The sequence below is a fragment of the Arthrobacter sp. SAFR-023 genome (genome assembly GCF_051965295.1).
Classification (GTDB): domain Bacteria; phylum Actinomycetota; class Actinomycetes; order Actinomycetales; family Micrococcaceae; genus Arthrobacter.
Map to the genome: position 1 here is coordinate 1 of NZ_JBQCMF010000026.1, position 13,534 is coordinate 13,534.

The following is a 13,534-nucleotide window of genomic DNA, read 5'->3' on the forward strand; positions in this document are numbered from 1 at the left end:
AGGGCCTGGAGCGTTGGCCCCACCCGATGGGCGAGAACAGCGAAACCCATCCGCTGGTGACCCTGGTCAGATCGGCGATCGGCGTGCCGAAACTCTTCACGAGCCGTGTGGCGTCAATGACCGGATCTGCTGCTGAAGTCATGGCGGAGCCCGTTCCCTCGGTCCAGCAACAACGACCGAGGCGGCTGCCACGGCGTTCCGCGGGCACGACGCCCCGCGGGCCGATCAGGCTTCCCGGCTCTCCAATCCACAGCCTACGTCCGGGGCAACCCCCCAGGGAAGAGCCGCAATACCCACGGCTCTGGCGACTCAGAGGGCAGGTGCGTTTTGCCGGTGCGGTCTCCTGGTTTGGTCCTGGAACGGCGAACGGCTACGCGCGCTTTTTACCTCAAATCGTCGTCTAGCCTTCGCATTCCTGACAGTATTGGTGCCCGTCGTGTTCCCGCGCCAATTGGGAGCGGTGACGGACCAGGAAGCAGGAGTGGCAGGTAAACTCGTCCGCGGCCTGGGGGACGATCTGAACGCTGAGTTCCTCAGCGACTATTTCGCCGCCGGGAACGCCGAGAGCGTCAGCATCGTCGGGTGCGTCGAGTTCCCGAACCACACTGAGTGCATCAGGGGCGTTGGCGGACTTTAGTGCTTCAAGGGACTTATCCTGCGTTTCCTTGACGTCGGTGCGCAGTTCATCGTAATCAGCGGTCATGATCCATTCCTCGTTTCCCAGGTTGTCCCGTATTCAACGAATCCGCGGTGGCGCTTGTTCCCGATGTGCTTCCGAATCCGGCAGGCACCCCCGGCCTTCTGCTTTGGTAGACGGCAGTGTCAGTCCTGCCTCTGATCGAAACTGAATCCGCAGGCGCACCGGTAGGTGAGCAGGGCGCCGTCGTTCTTCCGGTCCTGCGATCCACCAGGTAGCGCCTGGTCTGCGATGACCAACTGCATCGCCTCTCCGCAGTGAACGTGTGTGGCCAGCATCCGCCGCAGCTGCGGATCGACTAAAAGCCTCTGACGTGCTGCTCCCCCTAGCTGTTGTGCCATTACCGGCTCACTTCAGCCAGTGAGGCAAGGAGGTCGGCGCAGGCCTGCTCACAGCGCCGGCAGACGTCAGCGCACACCTCGCAGTGGCGGTGCATCGAGGCGTGCTGTCCGCATTCATCAGCGCAGGCCTTGCATGCGGTGCGGCAGGCCTCCAGCACTGCACGGGTGACGTTCGCGTCGTAACCGGTGCGGCGGGACAGAATCTTTCCGGTGGCCGCGCAAATGTCGACGCAGTCAAGGTTGGTGCGAATGCACTTAGTGAGCTCTGCAACCATGTCCTCACTGAGGCAGGCGTCGGCGCAAGCGGTGCAGGTCTGCGCGCAGTCAAAGCACGCCTCGATGCATTCCGCGAGTTTGGCCTTATCGATACTTCCAAGGTCCTGAGGGTAGGTATCCAGCATGGATTGTGCGTGTGTCATTGGATTCTCTTTTCCAGGTCAAAACAGCAGGCGGAGGTGTCTAAGAACGCCGAGCCGTTTTTATGTCCTGCTGATGGAAAGCTGAAGCACGGTGAGGGCGGGAAGATCCGGCCCCTGAGGTACACCGCGGGAAAGACCCGCGTCGCCGGGCAGCCACTGGAGCAGGGAGGGCGGGTCCACCGCCCGTGTCCTGAGCGGGGCCGGTTCGCCGCGAGGAGCGTGCCGGCGTCCGCAGCAGTCCCGCTCCACCGACTCGGGGTCAACGACCTGGCCCGCCTGCTGGACAGCGCGGACAGCCTGGGAAGCCGACGCCGGCGCGCCACCCGGGAGGGGCAAGTCAGCCGCCGGGCGCGCCACAGTCTCAACCCATCCCGTGCCGGCTGACTGGGCGGCCACGGTTTGAAAGGGGCTTTGTCCAACGATGGCGTAGCGGCTGCCGTGGGTGTAAGAGGCGGCCCCGGCGAGGAGAAGCACCAAGAGTACCCACACGAAAGCGCTTCGCAGCGCAACGAGGCAGCGAAGCAGCCCAATCACAGACCAACCCAGCGCGGCCATCACCACTTTCTGCTAGACAGCTTCTTATCAGCCTAGCTTCGGCTTTCCCACCAGGCGATCACACATGTATCACTTTTAGGCATCGGCTTGCCTTCGTACAGAGTCAGTTCGCTTCCAGCCGCCAAAGCGCACGTGGCGGCGGTAAAGGCAACGGCACGAGGGAAACGGAACGGGCACTCGTGCGGATGTCGGTCGGGGCTTACTTTGCGATCCTGCCCACGATCTGGCGGGCCACCAGCCGGTCGATTCCAGGCAGATGGGTGGCCCGAATGATCCACCGGCGCAGGAGCCGCTGTGACCGGTTTCCGGGGAGGAACGATGATGCGGTGCGCCTCCCGGCGGCCTGCGCTTCCTCCACCACGGGTCTCCAGCGCCGTTCGAATTCAGCGAGGGCTGAGCTGATCCCTTCAGGTGAGGCCACGGGTGCCAAGACGTCCCCCAGCAGCGCAGCACCTGCGATGGCGAGTGAGCCGCCCTGGCCCGCGAGGAGGGACACGGCCCCGCAGGCGTCCCCCACAAGAACCGTCCGCCCCTTCTGCCAGCCTGGCATGACAATCTGCGCGACGACATCGTCGTACGGGTGCTCGGGGCACAGTTCCAGGACACGGTCGATCCCCTCACCAAGTCCGGCGAACTCGCCGCGCAGCCGCTCCCGCGGACTCCCGGACGGAAAATACCCTGTCGCGCCTGCGGCATCCCGGTAGACCATGAAGGCCGCTACCTTGTCCGAGCGGAGACTGTAGAGCCCGGCTGCCCGGTCGATGCTGTCGGTAAGAACGAACCGGTTCCGGAAGCGGGCATTCAGGAGCGGTTCGGTCACGATAAAGGCCGCAGCACGCATGCCCAGACGGCGAAGGAACTCCTCCTCGGGACCGAACACCCGGGCACGCACCGCGGAATGGATGCCGTCGGCGCCGACGAGCACGTCCGCGTCGAGCGTGCCGCCCGGCGGATCTCCGACGGCGACCCTCACGCCGTCGTCATCCGTCCATGCCCGGGAAACCTGCGCCCCGTAGCGGACCAGCACCCGGCCCGGAGCCACGTCGTCGAGGGCGGAGAGGGCTGCTCGCTCCATATCAGGGCGCAGCAGGCTCAGGACCTTCCCGCCGGCAAGCCGGGCGAACCGGTCGTAGTCGAGGCTGAACGTGGGCCGTCCCGTTGCATCGACATACTCGACTGCCTCGACGTGGTATGCCACCGCTGCGAGCCGCGGGTAGAGCCCGATCCTTTCCGACGCCTCCACTCCCGGACCAAAGAAGTCATCATGTAGCCATCGGGGCGCGGACCGGACGATTTCTCGAGAAGCTCGACGTCCCAGCCGGCCAAACCGAGCTGGCGGGCCGCAACGAGACCCGCAATGCCAGCCCCGACAACCACAGCCTTCATGTCCTGCCTCCAACGAACCGGATCAGCCGGCGGGACAGACCCGACCGGGAGCGCAGGGGTCGGCATCCGCTGGCTCATTCTTTACGCTCTTCCCGCGCACTGTCCGGGTTTTGCAGCTCGTCGATTTGCCACAAAGGGCCGCTAAGGAGGCTTCGAAGCGGCCCTTTTCGGTAAAGGTACGGCACTGACGACCCCGTCAGCGGCCCTAACTGCTGGTCAGTGGGGCAGCGGTGTGTGGAAGAATCGAGTAGCCCTTTGAAAGGAGCCCTCCACCCATGCGGCAGCCGGACCAGGGACGACGTGTACCCTCCGGCAACCGGACGCCAGCGGGGTGGGCCCGGGCGCTGCGCAACTCCCCCGCCTCCCTCACCTTCGTTGTCCTCTTCTGGGCCGCGGGTGCGTTGTCTGCCAGCATTCGTTCCGGCCCGCCGTCGTTCCTTCTGCCGCACGTTGCTGTCACTTCGCGCTCTGTGCCGGACCATTGGTCTGCCCTGCTGCTCTCCGCCTTCTGGGAGCGGGACCTGGCCGGATACGTCGTGGGCACACTCGTTGTGCTTCTAGCCGGGCTGCTGCTGGAGCGGCGTCTGGGGTCCCTGAGGTTTACGTTGGCGGCAATCGGCGGGCACGTGCTGGGGATCGTGGCGACGCTCGGGTTCCTCGCGGCCGCCCGCGGCCTGATGGGGAGCTGGATCCGCGATCTGAGCGGGCACTTCTTTCTGGGGCCAAGCGCCCTGGCCTGCGCGGCCGCGATGGCTGCCACGGCTCCTCTCTCCACCCTGTGGCGGCGCCGGATCCGCGTTGTTCTCCTCGCGGTGCTGCTGCTGTTTGCGATGTACGCCGGCGGCTTCGAGGACCTGGTCCGGCTCGGGGCGGCCGCAGCGGGAGGGATGCTCGGCCCGCTGCTGCTGGGCCGCCGGCCTCGCTTCGGCAGGCCAGCGGTTTCCCGGCACGAGGCCCGGATTCTGGTGGCGCTGCTCCTGACGGTAGCGGCAGTCGGACCGGTGGTGGCGGGGCTGGCTCCGCACGCCGTCGGACCTCTCTCCGTGCTCAAGTATCTGTTCACGAACATCCAGCCGGTGGACCCCGCAGCGCTGCAGGCGTCCTGCTCCCGCCCGGCGGGCCTCAGGGACTGTGCCGCTGCCCAGCTGCAGCTGCGGGCCGGGGCGGGCGGAATTTTCATGGCCATCCTGCCGTCGTTCCTGCTGCTCCTGTTCGCTGACGGCCTGCGGCGGGGGCGGCGGTTCGCCTGGGTTGGTGCGCTCTCCATCCAAGCCGCGCTGTCCCTGCTGGCAGCCGTCACCATCGCCGGCGTGCTGCTGCCGCCGCCTCCTGGTTCAGCCGCCCGCGAGGGTGTGGGCGGGATCGAGCTGGCCGGCTACTCGCACCCGCTCAGCCTGGTACTGCCGATGCTCCTGCCCGTCTTGCTGGCGGCTCTCCTGCTGGCTGGCCGGAAACTGTTCCCGGTGCAGGCCCCGCGCGGAACATACCTCCGGCTGGCGCGCCGCGTGCTGGCTGCCCTGGTTCTGCTGAGCCTCGCGTACGTAGGCCTGGGCCTGGCTTTGGCGGACGGTTTCACGCCCGTGCCCGGACTACCCCAGCTTCTGGCCGACGTCCCGGACAGGTTCCTGCCCCTGGGCTTCCTGGTGGACCGCTCACCGGCTTTCTTCCCCGAAAGCACCGCCGCCGTCGTGCTTTACGAAAGTACCGGCGTCGTATTCTGGGCGTGGACCGGAGCACTGCTGCTCCGGACGTTCCTGCGGCCGGCCCACGGCCGGCACAGCGCGAACGAGGAACGGGCGCGGCGCATCCTCAAGCAGCACGGCGGCGGCTCGCTCTCCTGGATGACCACGTGGAGCGGGAACAGCTACTGGTTCACGGGGCAGAGCTTCATCGCATACCGCGTGCTCAGCGGGGTGGCCGTGGCGCTCGGGCCGCCCGTTGGTCCGCCCGCCGGCAGGGAAGCCGCGTTCACGGAGTTCGCCCGTCACTGCCAATTCAACGGGTGGACGCCGTGCTTCTACTTCGTGCCCGGCGAGCTCCGCGGCGTGGCCGGATCGCTGGGCTGGGGCTCGGTGCAGGTGGCGCAGGAGACCGTCCTGCGGCTTGACGAGGTGTCCTTCCGCGGCAAGAAGTTCCAGGACATCCGCACCGCGCTGAACCGGGCGGCGAAGGCAGGCGTCCGCGCCGAGTGGACCACGTTTGCCCAGGCACCCCTTGCTGTCCAGGCGCAGATCGAGGCCATCTCCGAGGAATGGGTGGCGGACAAGAAGGTCCCGGAGATGGGTTTCACGCTGGGCAGCCTGGACGAGCTGGACGACCCCGAAGTCCGCTGCCTGCTCGCGATCGATGCCGACCACACGGTTCATGCCGTGGCGTCGTGGCTGCCGGTGTACCGCAACGGATACGTGGTGGGCTGGACGCTGGACTTCATGCGGAGGCGCGGCGACGGCTTCCGCGCCAGCATAGACTTCCTCATCGCCTCCGCCGCGCTGAGCCTGCAGGACGAGGGCTGCGAATTCATGAGCCTGTCCGGTGCGCCGCTGGCGCGGGTGCCTGCTTCGTCCGTTGCTGCCTCCGCCGGCGCAAACGGCGCCCTGGACCGGATGCTCGACCGGCTCGGCGCAGCCCTGGAACCGGTGTACGGGTTCAGGTCCCTGCTGGCGTTCAAGGCAAAGTTCAAGCCGGACTACGAGCCCATGTACCTGCTGTATCCGGACGCGGCTGCCCTGCCCTCGATCGCCAACGCCATCACCCGGGCGTACCTGCCGTCGATCAACCTGGGCCAGGGCCTCACCCTGGTGCGCGGCCTCCTCACCCGCCGCTGACCCAACTGGGTGGCAGCTGAGGGCGTTCCCAGCGCTGGGAACGCCCTCAGCTGCTACCTAGTTGGGCTGCGCGAAGCCCGTGTGCTTCTCCAGCGCGTCGAGCAGCTCAGCCTGGAACGCCTCGTCGTGCACGGCCGGATGGGGTTCCCGGCGCTGCTCGTGGAACCAATAGCACCCGGACACGTGGTCTTCAGAAGATTCCCGGCTGGCCAGCCACACCTGCGTGACATGCCCCAGCTCCAGGTCATCGGGCGCGCTGCGTCCACCCATCCGGGTGGGTACCCAGCCCGGATCCACGGCGTTGCTTTCCACGTCCGGCCACCGCTCGGCCACCGCGGCCGCGAGCGCGGTGACGTACAGCTTGCTGTCCGAGTAGGCTGCCGGCCGCGTGTCCGCGTCCACCCAGTCGATGCCCCCGAGGTCAGGAGTGCCGGACCGGTGCATGCCGCTGCTGATGTACACAATGCGCCGCGGCCGGGCCATGAGCGCGGTCAGGATGTACGGCGCAACGGTGTTCACGGCAAAGATCTGGTTGCCGCTGTACACGCCGGCGTTGTGGATGACGGCGTCGAACGGGCCAAACTCGTCGGCCTGTTCCGCGACACGTGCCGTGTCGGTTAGGTCGGCCAGATCTCCGACGACGGTCCCCACAGCCTGGTCCCTGACGGCGCCGGCGTTTGCGAGGCGCGACTCGTCCCTGGCGTGCAGCACCACTTCACGGCCCTGCTGGAGCAGCGCCCGGGCAGCATTCAGGCCGAGTCCGCCGGCTGAGCCGGTGATGAATATTCTCGCCACTGTTTCACAGTAAAGGAGACACGCCGGCGTCTGGCAGGCACTGACAGGGCCTCCCTCGGCAGCCACAGTCTCAGTAGGGTGGACATGAACCAATCCCGTGCTGTCCGCCACAGTCGGGAAGAGACTTGGGGGTCCCTGTGGTTACCCCTTACAGCAGGGCCTGCCTCACGCCACGGCGATGGGGTTTAGTAGATGGAAGAAACGGCCGATCCCTTCCATCTGCGGCCCGTTCCACCAACACCGACAACTAGGAGAACCATGCCTACCGTCAACGCCTACGCCGCTCCGTCCGCCACCGAGGACCTTGTGGCCACCACCATCGAGCGCCGGAACGTCGGAACCCATGACGTCCTCATCGAAATCAAGTACGCCGGCATCTGCCATTCGGACATCCACACCGTCCGCGGCGACTGGGGCCCGCAGCAGTACCCGCTGGCACCCGGCCACGAAATTGCCGGCATCGTCACCGAGGTGGGCTCCGAGGTGACCCGCCACAAGGTTGGCGACCGCGTGGGCGTCGGCTGCATGGTCAACTCCTGCAGGGAGTGCGCCAACTGCCAGGCGGGCGAGGAACAGTACTGCCTCAAGGGAAATGTCGGCACGTACGGCGCCGTTGACCGCGACGGCACCATCACCCAGGGCGGCTACTCCACCCACGTTGTGGTCACCGAGGACTTCGTTGTCACCATCCCCGAGGGCATCGAGCTCGACGTCGCCGCTCCCCTTTTGTGCGCCGGCATCACCACCTTCTCCCCCTTGCGCCACTGGGGCGCAGGCCCCGGCAAGAAGGTCGCCGTCGTCGGCCTCGGCGGACTTGGCCACATGGCCGTCAAGCTGGCGCACGCCATGGGCGCCGAGGTCACCGTGCTGTCCCAGTCGCTCAAGAAGCAGGAAGACGGACTGCGCCTGGGCGCGGACCACTACTTCGCCACGAGCGACGCCGGCACCTTCGAGACCCTCGCCGGCAGCTTCGACCTGATCATCAACACGGTCAGCGCCTCGATTGACATCAGCTCCTACCTGCAGCTGCTGTCCCTCGACGGCACGCTGGTCAACGTCGGCGCCCCGGCCGAGCCGCTCCCGGTCAACGCGTTTGCGCTGATCGGCGGACGCCGCGCCTTCGCCGGTTCCATGATCGGCGGAATCCGCGAAACCCAGGAGATGCTCGACTTCTGCGCCGAACACGGCATCGGCGCCGAGATCGAGGTCATCCCGGCCAGCAAGATCAACGAAGCCTACGAGCGCGTCCTCGCCTCGGACGTGCGCTACCGCTTTGTGATCGACACCGCCACCTTCTAAGGCGGTAAACGCCCGACGGCGGGCCGGTCCCTCAAGGGGGCCGGCCCGCCGTCGTCCGTTCCACCCGGGGCAGCGGACAGATGACACCAATTACGAAACTTTCAGGAACATACGTGACCCAAGAACTCTCCGGCTCCGAAACACCCACTCAGACCCCGCGCGGTAGCTCAGCCGCCCGCTCCGGCGCATCCACTGCGCCGGTCCCCACCGCAAGGATCCCGCGGGCAGGCCTGCTCATCCTGGCCATGGCCGGGTTCACCGCCGTCACCACCGAACTCCTGCCGTCCGGGCTGCTCCCCCAGATCAGCCGCGACCTGGGCGTGGAGGAATCTGCCGTCGGTTCACTGACAGCCGCCTACGCCGCCGTCATCGTCATCACGGCACTGCCCCTGTCGCGCTTCCTCGGTGCACGGATGCCACGTAAAACGCTGCTGATCGTGACCGTGCTGGCCTTCGCTCTGAGCAACGTGCTGCTGGCCGCCAGCCCCAACCTGGGCCTGGCCATTGCCGCCAGGCTCCTCGGCGGCGTGGCCCACGGCCTGCTCTGGTCCAGCATGGCCCCTTATGTTGCGCGGATCGTGCCGGCGCATTCTGTTGGCAAGGCCATGGCGATCGTGTTCAGCGGCAACAGCTTCGCCCTCGCCGTCGGCGCTCCGCTCGGGACCATGATGGGGTCAGTGCTCTCGTGGCGTGCCTCTTTCCTTGTGCTGGCCGGCGTGGCAGCGCTTCTCGCCTTGCTGGCCATTAAGCTGCTGCCCCCGGCATCCGACGCCGACCGGGACTCGGCCCCGTCAATGCGCGCAGCCATGGCGCTGCCCGGGGTCATCGCTGTCGCGACCGCATGGCCGCTGCTGCTCCTGGGCCACTTCGCCCTGTTCACGTACATCGCCCCGTTCCTGGTGGCCGCGGGCCTGCCCAGCAGTGCCACCGGCATCTCGTTGTCCGTCATCGGCGTCGCCAGCCTGGTGGGGATCTGGATTGCCGGCCTCACGGCGGATGCCCGTCCCCGGGGCTCCGTCCTGGCCGCGGTGGCGTTGCTCCTGGCCAGCTTCGCCCTCCTGCCCGCGCTCGGCGGCACGTGGACCGGCGCACTCGCGCTTCTGACCCTGTGGGGCATCGCCTTCGGAGCCGCCGGTATCTACAACCAGGCGGCGATCCTCCGTGCGGGCGGGGAGCACAAGGATGCGGCCAACGGACTTGCCGTGGTGACCATCCAGCTGGGCATCGCCGTCGGCGCGGCGTACGGAGCGCTGGCCCTGAACACCGTCGGCGCGCTGCTGGTGCCGCTCGCGGCGGCCGTTCCGGTGGCGGTGGCCCTGGTGATCATCTTCGCCAGCCGCCACCATGGGTACCCGGCCGGTCCCCGCGAGGTGCGTCTGACCCGTTCACCCAAGTAACTCGCAGTTGTTGTCGTTTTGAGGGCTGAAAACGACAACAACTGCCAGCCAGTTGGGGCTTGCGTCAAACTCTTGCGCAGATCTTGTGGCTACAGTGCCCGCTTCTTGAGTCTGGTGCTACACGATCCGTTAACAGCATCGTGTGGCGTCAACGAGGAGGTCCCATGGATTCGATGCAGCGGAGCAGCCGGGCTGAGACGTTGGCCGTTAGCGCGTTCTGGCGGTGGTGGTCCGTAGCGGGAGCCGGCCTGATTACGGCAGCCGTCATGAGCGGCGCTTACGGCGACCTCCCGGAAATCATCGGCGCCATGGTGACGGCGATCCACCCCGGGCTCAACTGGGAAACCGGCCCGGGCGCCCGTTCGCGGCACCGGCTTTGTGTCTCCGGCGGCGGGGATCCGCGGCTGCGCGTCCTGGCCGAGCGGTGGCGCCGGGCGGCTCCTGCGCCCACTGGGACCTGGGAATTCGCCGCAGCCAGGGAGCCTCAACCCGGCATGGCCACCGGCACCCTCGAAGGCCTGGCGCAACCGGTGGATCTGGCGCTGGCCCGCATTGCGTTGGACTGGGACGAGCGGAGCGCACTGGCCGAACTGACGGTTTACCACCCGGCTTTCACGAGTATGAGCACCAACGACTGCCGCCAGGCGGGCCGCATGCTGGTGGACTGGCTGATCGGCGAGGACGAGGTCCAGCGCTGGGTCCGCGCCATCAACGTGGCCCGGACCGATCCCCGCGACAGCCAGCCAGCCGCCGTCGTGCCTGAATTTTTTCAGGTGGTGGCCTCCCGGAACTCGGATCCCCGCTGGACGATGCGGGAGGCCAAAACGTCCTCGGGGCATCGTGTGGTTGTCTGCGCTCAGAGGCCCTTGAGATGGATCGATCACCCGCTGCTGGACCTGCACACGGCTGTCCGGATCAGCTTCCGGCGGACCGGGAATGACGGACTGCCGGACGATGGCCTGCCGGACGGAAAGGCACTGCTCGGACTGCTCCATCTCGAGAAGGACCTGGACGCGATGCTGGGCTCGCGTGGCGAGCTGGTGGCCTCAGAGACGGGCAGCGGCCTTCGGATCCTGCACTACTACAGCGACTCCGAGGACCAGAACGGACGTGACAGCTTCGACCGCTTCGCGCGCGACCGAAAAGAAGTCCAAGTGGCCCACACGGCCGATCCGGGGTGGGCCAGGGTACGGAAATTTATCTAGGGCATTTGAGCGGCAGCCGGATCCGGGTTCTGGGGGGAATGCTCGCGGTCCGGCTGCCCTGCCCCGAGGCCTTCAACCTGGCGCGCTTTGCCTTGGGGACACGTTGATTTTGAGCGCGGGGACTTGGAAAAAGCATGGACGATGCACCGGTCGTCACGCGTCGGGCCACCAGATCTAGGGGTAGCATTCAAGCGCCAACTCCCACTTCTCTTTTGGCCGGGGCAGGACGATAATTAAGTCGATCACCGGAGCTGGGCCGGCGGCGGTGTCGCCTGTCTGAGACCGAGGCGACCCCCCCAGCCGCCGCCGTCCCTTAATTTCAGCCGCCGCCCTTCACAGTCCGCCGTCCTTTAGTATCCCCCGTCCTCGACAGGTGCGATCCTCGACAGGCGCGATGCCGCGTCCTATGGTGAGGAAATGAGCGATGTTCCAGCCGACGATGCTCCGGCGCCAGACAAGGACAAAAGCACCAGGGACGGCCTCGCCGACGCACTTTCCCCCGTGGTAGCGCCCGAGAATACGGACGAGGAACGCCTCAAGGAGCCCGGGGAAACCCGCTCCGCAGACGAGGGCGAAGCAACGGACTGATGAGCGGGGTTGTAGACCGCCTTGCGGCGGCGCTGGATGCCCACGACCTCGAGGCGGCCGCCGCACTGTTCCATCACGACTACCGCAGCAGTCAACCTGCCCACCCAGGCAGGGCCTTCATTGGCCGGGCGCAGATGCATGCGAACTGGCAGGCGATATTCGCCGGGATTCCCGACATCCACACGGAGCTGGTTGGTTCAGTGGATGACGGGAACACCACGTGGAGCGAATGGGACTGGACCGGAAACCGCGCGGACGGGCAGCGGTTCCGGGCCCGGGGAGTCATCCTCTTTGAGATCACGGGTGGCCTGATAACGGCGGGCCGGCTCTACATGGAAGAGCTCGAAAACGACGAGGAAGGCATCGAGGAAGCCGTGCACTCCATGTCCGGGCGGACGCCGGACAAACCACAGGACTGACCCGGCAGGGTTTCGACAGGCTCAGGCGTGGGTGGGCTCCTCCACCAGCGCCGTGGCGATGCTGTCCGCATCCTCCAGCGCGGCCAGGTAGCGCTCGGCGTCGAGGGCCGCCGCGCATCCGGTTCCGGCGGCGGTGATGGCCTGGCGGTAGCGGTGGTCCACGGCGTCCCCGCAGGCGAACACGCCGCTCAGGTTGGTGCACGTGGTGGGCGAATCCACCTTGATGTACCCCTCGCCGTCGAGCTCCACCTGCCCGGCCACCAGCTCGGTGCGGGGCACGTGCCCGATCGCCACGAAGAGCCCGGTGGCGGGCTGCTGCCGGGTTTCGCCGCTGCGGGTGTCCGTCAGCGTGACGCCGCTGACCTTGCCGTCCCCGTGGATTGCCGTGACGGCCGAGTTCCAGGCAAACGTGATCTTGGGGTTGTCCTTGGCGCGCTGCGCCATGATCCGGGAGGCGCGCAGCTCGCCCTTGCGGACGACGACGGTCACGGACTTTCCGAAGCGGGTCAGGAAGGTGGCCTCCTCCATCGCGGAATCGCCGCCGCCCACCACCATGATGTCCTGGTCGCGGAAGAAGAACCCGTCGCAGGTGGCGCACCAGGAGACGCCGTGGCCGCTGAATTTCTTCTCCTCGGCCAGTCCGAGTTCCTTGTACGCGGAGCCGGTGGCCAGGATGACTGCAGGGGCCTGGTACGTCTCACCGCCCCCGGTGACCACGCGCTTAAGGTGGCCTTTAAGCTGAACCTGCGTGGCGTCGTCGAACACCACCTGCGCGCCGAACTTTTCGGCCTGCTGCTGCAGGCCGTCCATCAGCTCCGGGCCCTGGACTCCGCCGGGGAAACCGGGGAAGTTCTCCACCTCGGTGGTGTTCATCAGCGCGCCGCCGGCCGTGACCGAGCCCGCCAGAACCAGCGGTTTCAGTCCAGCCCGTGCCGCGTAGATGGCCGCGGTGTAGCCGGCCGGGCCGGACCCGATGATGATGAGCTGTTCGGTGGTGACCTTGTCAGCGTTGACCTTCTCGGTGCTGGGGTCCTCGGTGCTGGCGTCCTCGGGCTTGGCGTTCTTGCTCACTGCTGGCTCCTTCTCTTCGGGCTCATTCACGGGAAGCTGTTACTGGGCGTCGACGTGGCGGGCGGGCAGCAGCTCGGTGACCAGGGCTTCGATGCGGGTGTGGATCTCGTCGCGGATGGGGCGCACGGAGTCAACACCCTTGCCGGCGGGGTCCTCCAGCACCCAGTCCTCGTAGCGCTTGCCCGGGAAGTACGGGCACTCGTCGCCGCAGCCCATGGTGATCACGACGTCGGACTCCTTGACCGCCTCGGTGGTGAGCATCTTGGGGATCTCGGCGGACATGTCGATCCCGAGCTCTGCCATGGCCTTCACGGCGGCCGGGTTCACTGCCTCCGCGGGCTGCGACCCGGCGGAACGCACCTCGATCGCGCCCTTGGACAGGCTGGTGAGGAACGCCGCAGCCATCTGGGACCGGCCGGCGTTGTGCACGCAGACGAACAGGACGGAGGGCTTCTTGGCGGGGTCAGCGGTCATGGTGTTCTCCTAGGTTGGTGGTCTGTAGGGCGGGATTGCGGAAGAAGCGCCTGCCTGCCCACA

The 13,534-nt window shown here is 67.1% G+C and carries 13 protein-coding genes and 1 pseudogene; 6 read left to right on the forward strand and 8 right to left on the reverse strand.

The window, feature by feature from the left end; translation table 11 throughout:
• Nucleotides 1–400: 400 nt before the first annotated feature.
• From ACTHQX_RS20450 to ACTHQX_RS20470, 5 genes and pseudogenes are all read right to left on the reverse strand, one after another.
• Nucleotides 401–703 (reverse strand): DUF4193 domain-containing protein, encoded by a 303-nt coding sequence (locus ACTHQX_RS20450; RefSeq protein ID WP_236804881.1) that lies wholly within the window; start codon nt 701–703, stop codon nt 401–403.
• 334 nt (nt 704–1,037) lie between these two features.
• Nucleotides 1,038–1,457: a four-helix bundle copper-binding protein gene (locus ACTHQX_RS20455; RefSeq protein ID WP_236804882.1), complete on the reverse strand. Its 420-nt coding sequence runs from the start codon at nt 1,455–1,457 to the stop codon at nt 1,038–1,040.
• Nucleotides 1,458–1,517: 60 nt separating this feature from the next.
• Entirely contained in the window at nt 1,518–2,012 is a 495-nt protein-coding gene (locus tag ACTHQX_RS20460) for a hypothetical protein (protein ID WP_236804883.1), read from the reverse strand.
• Between the two features lie 199 nt (nt 2,013–2,211).
• Nucleotides 2,212–3,255, reverse strand: coding sequence for an FAD-dependent monooxygenase (locus ACTHQX_RS20465; protein WP_440159125.1), 1,044 nt, complete (start codon nt 3,253–3,255; stop codon nt 2,212–2,214).
• 80 nt (nt 3,256–3,335) lie between these two features.
• Nucleotides 3,336–3,476, reverse strand: a pseudogene (locus ACTHQX_RS20470) (hypothetical protein); the annotation flags it as partial.
• 197 nt (nt 3,477–3,673) lie between these two features.
• On the opposite strand from ACTHQX_RS20470, the gene ACTHQX_RS20475 reads away from it, so the two are divergent.
• Nucleotides 3,674–6,223, forward strand: coding sequence for a bifunctional lysylphosphatidylglycerol flippase/synthetase MprF (locus tag ACTHQX_RS20475; protein WP_440159124.1), 2,550 nt, complete (start codon nt 3,674–3,676; stop codon nt 6,221–6,223).
• 57 nt (nt 6,224–6,280) lie between these two features.
• On the opposite strand, the gene ACTHQX_RS20480 is transcribed toward ACTHQX_RS20475, so the two are convergent.
• Entirely contained in the window at nt 6,281–7,018 is a 738-nt protein-coding gene (locus ACTHQX_RS20480; RefSeq protein ID WP_440159123.1) for an SDR family NAD(P)-dependent oxidoreductase, read from the reverse strand.
• A 258-nt stretch (nt 7,019–7,276) separates the two neighbouring features.
• Between ACTHQX_RS20480 and ACTHQX_RS20485 the strand changes: the two genes are divergently transcribed.
• The 5 genes from ACTHQX_RS20485 (at nt 7,277) to ACTHQX_RS20505 (ending at nt 11,926) form a co-directional block, all read left to right on the forward strand.
• Nucleotides 7,277–8,317 (forward strand): NAD(P)-dependent alcohol dehydrogenase, encoded by a 1,041-nt coding sequence (locus ACTHQX_RS20485; protein ID WP_440159122.1) that lies wholly within the window; start codon nt 7,277–7,279, stop codon nt 8,315–8,317.
• Nucleotides 8,318–8,430: 113 nt separating this feature from the next.
• Nucleotides 8,431–9,714 (forward strand): MFS transporter, encoded by a 1,284-nt coding sequence (locus ACTHQX_RS20490; RefSeq protein ID WP_440159121.1) that lies wholly within the window; start codon nt 8,431–8,433, stop codon nt 9,712–9,714.
• A 164-nt stretch (nt 9,715–9,878) separates the two neighbouring features.
• Complete coding sequence (locus ACTHQX_RS20495; RefSeq protein WP_440159120.1) at nt 9,879–10,919, forward strand: hypothetical protein; 1,041 nt, start codon at nt 9,879–9,881, stop codon at nt 10,917–10,919.
• Nucleotides 10,920–11,336: 417 nt separating this feature from the next.
• The gene (locus tag ACTHQX_RS20500) at nt 11,337–11,507 is read left to right on the forward strand and encodes a hypothetical protein (protein WP_440159119.1); all 171 of its coding nucleotides are present in this window, start codon (nt 11,337–11,339) and stop codon (nt 11,505–11,507) included.
• A complete protein-coding gene (locus tag ACTHQX_RS20505; protein ID WP_440159118.1) occupies nt 11,507–11,926 on the forward strand; it encodes a nuclear transport factor 2 family protein in 420 nt (139 codons plus the stop codon). The genes ACTHQX_RS20500 and ACTHQX_RS20505 overlap by 1 nt, the downstream gene beginning before the upstream one ends.
• A gap of 21 nt (nt 11,927–11,947) precedes the next feature.
• On the opposite strand, the gene trxB is transcribed toward ACTHQX_RS20505, so the two are convergent.
• Together trxB and ACTHQX_RS20515 are read right to left on the reverse strand one after the other, a co-directional pair.
• On the reverse strand, nt 11,948–12,907 hold the full coding sequence (gene trxB / locus ACTHQX_RS20510; protein WP_440159129.1) for a thioredoxin-disulfide reductase: 960 nt from the start codon (nt 12,905–12,907) through the stop codon (nt 11,948–11,950).
• A gap of 129 nt (nt 12,908–13,036) precedes the next feature.
• On the reverse strand, nt 13,037–13,471 hold the full coding sequence (locus tag ACTHQX_RS20515) for an arsenate reductase ArsC (protein ID WP_440159117.1): 435 nt from the start codon (nt 13,469–13,471) through the stop codon (nt 13,037–13,039).
• Nucleotides 13,472–13,534: the final 63 nt, after the last annotated feature.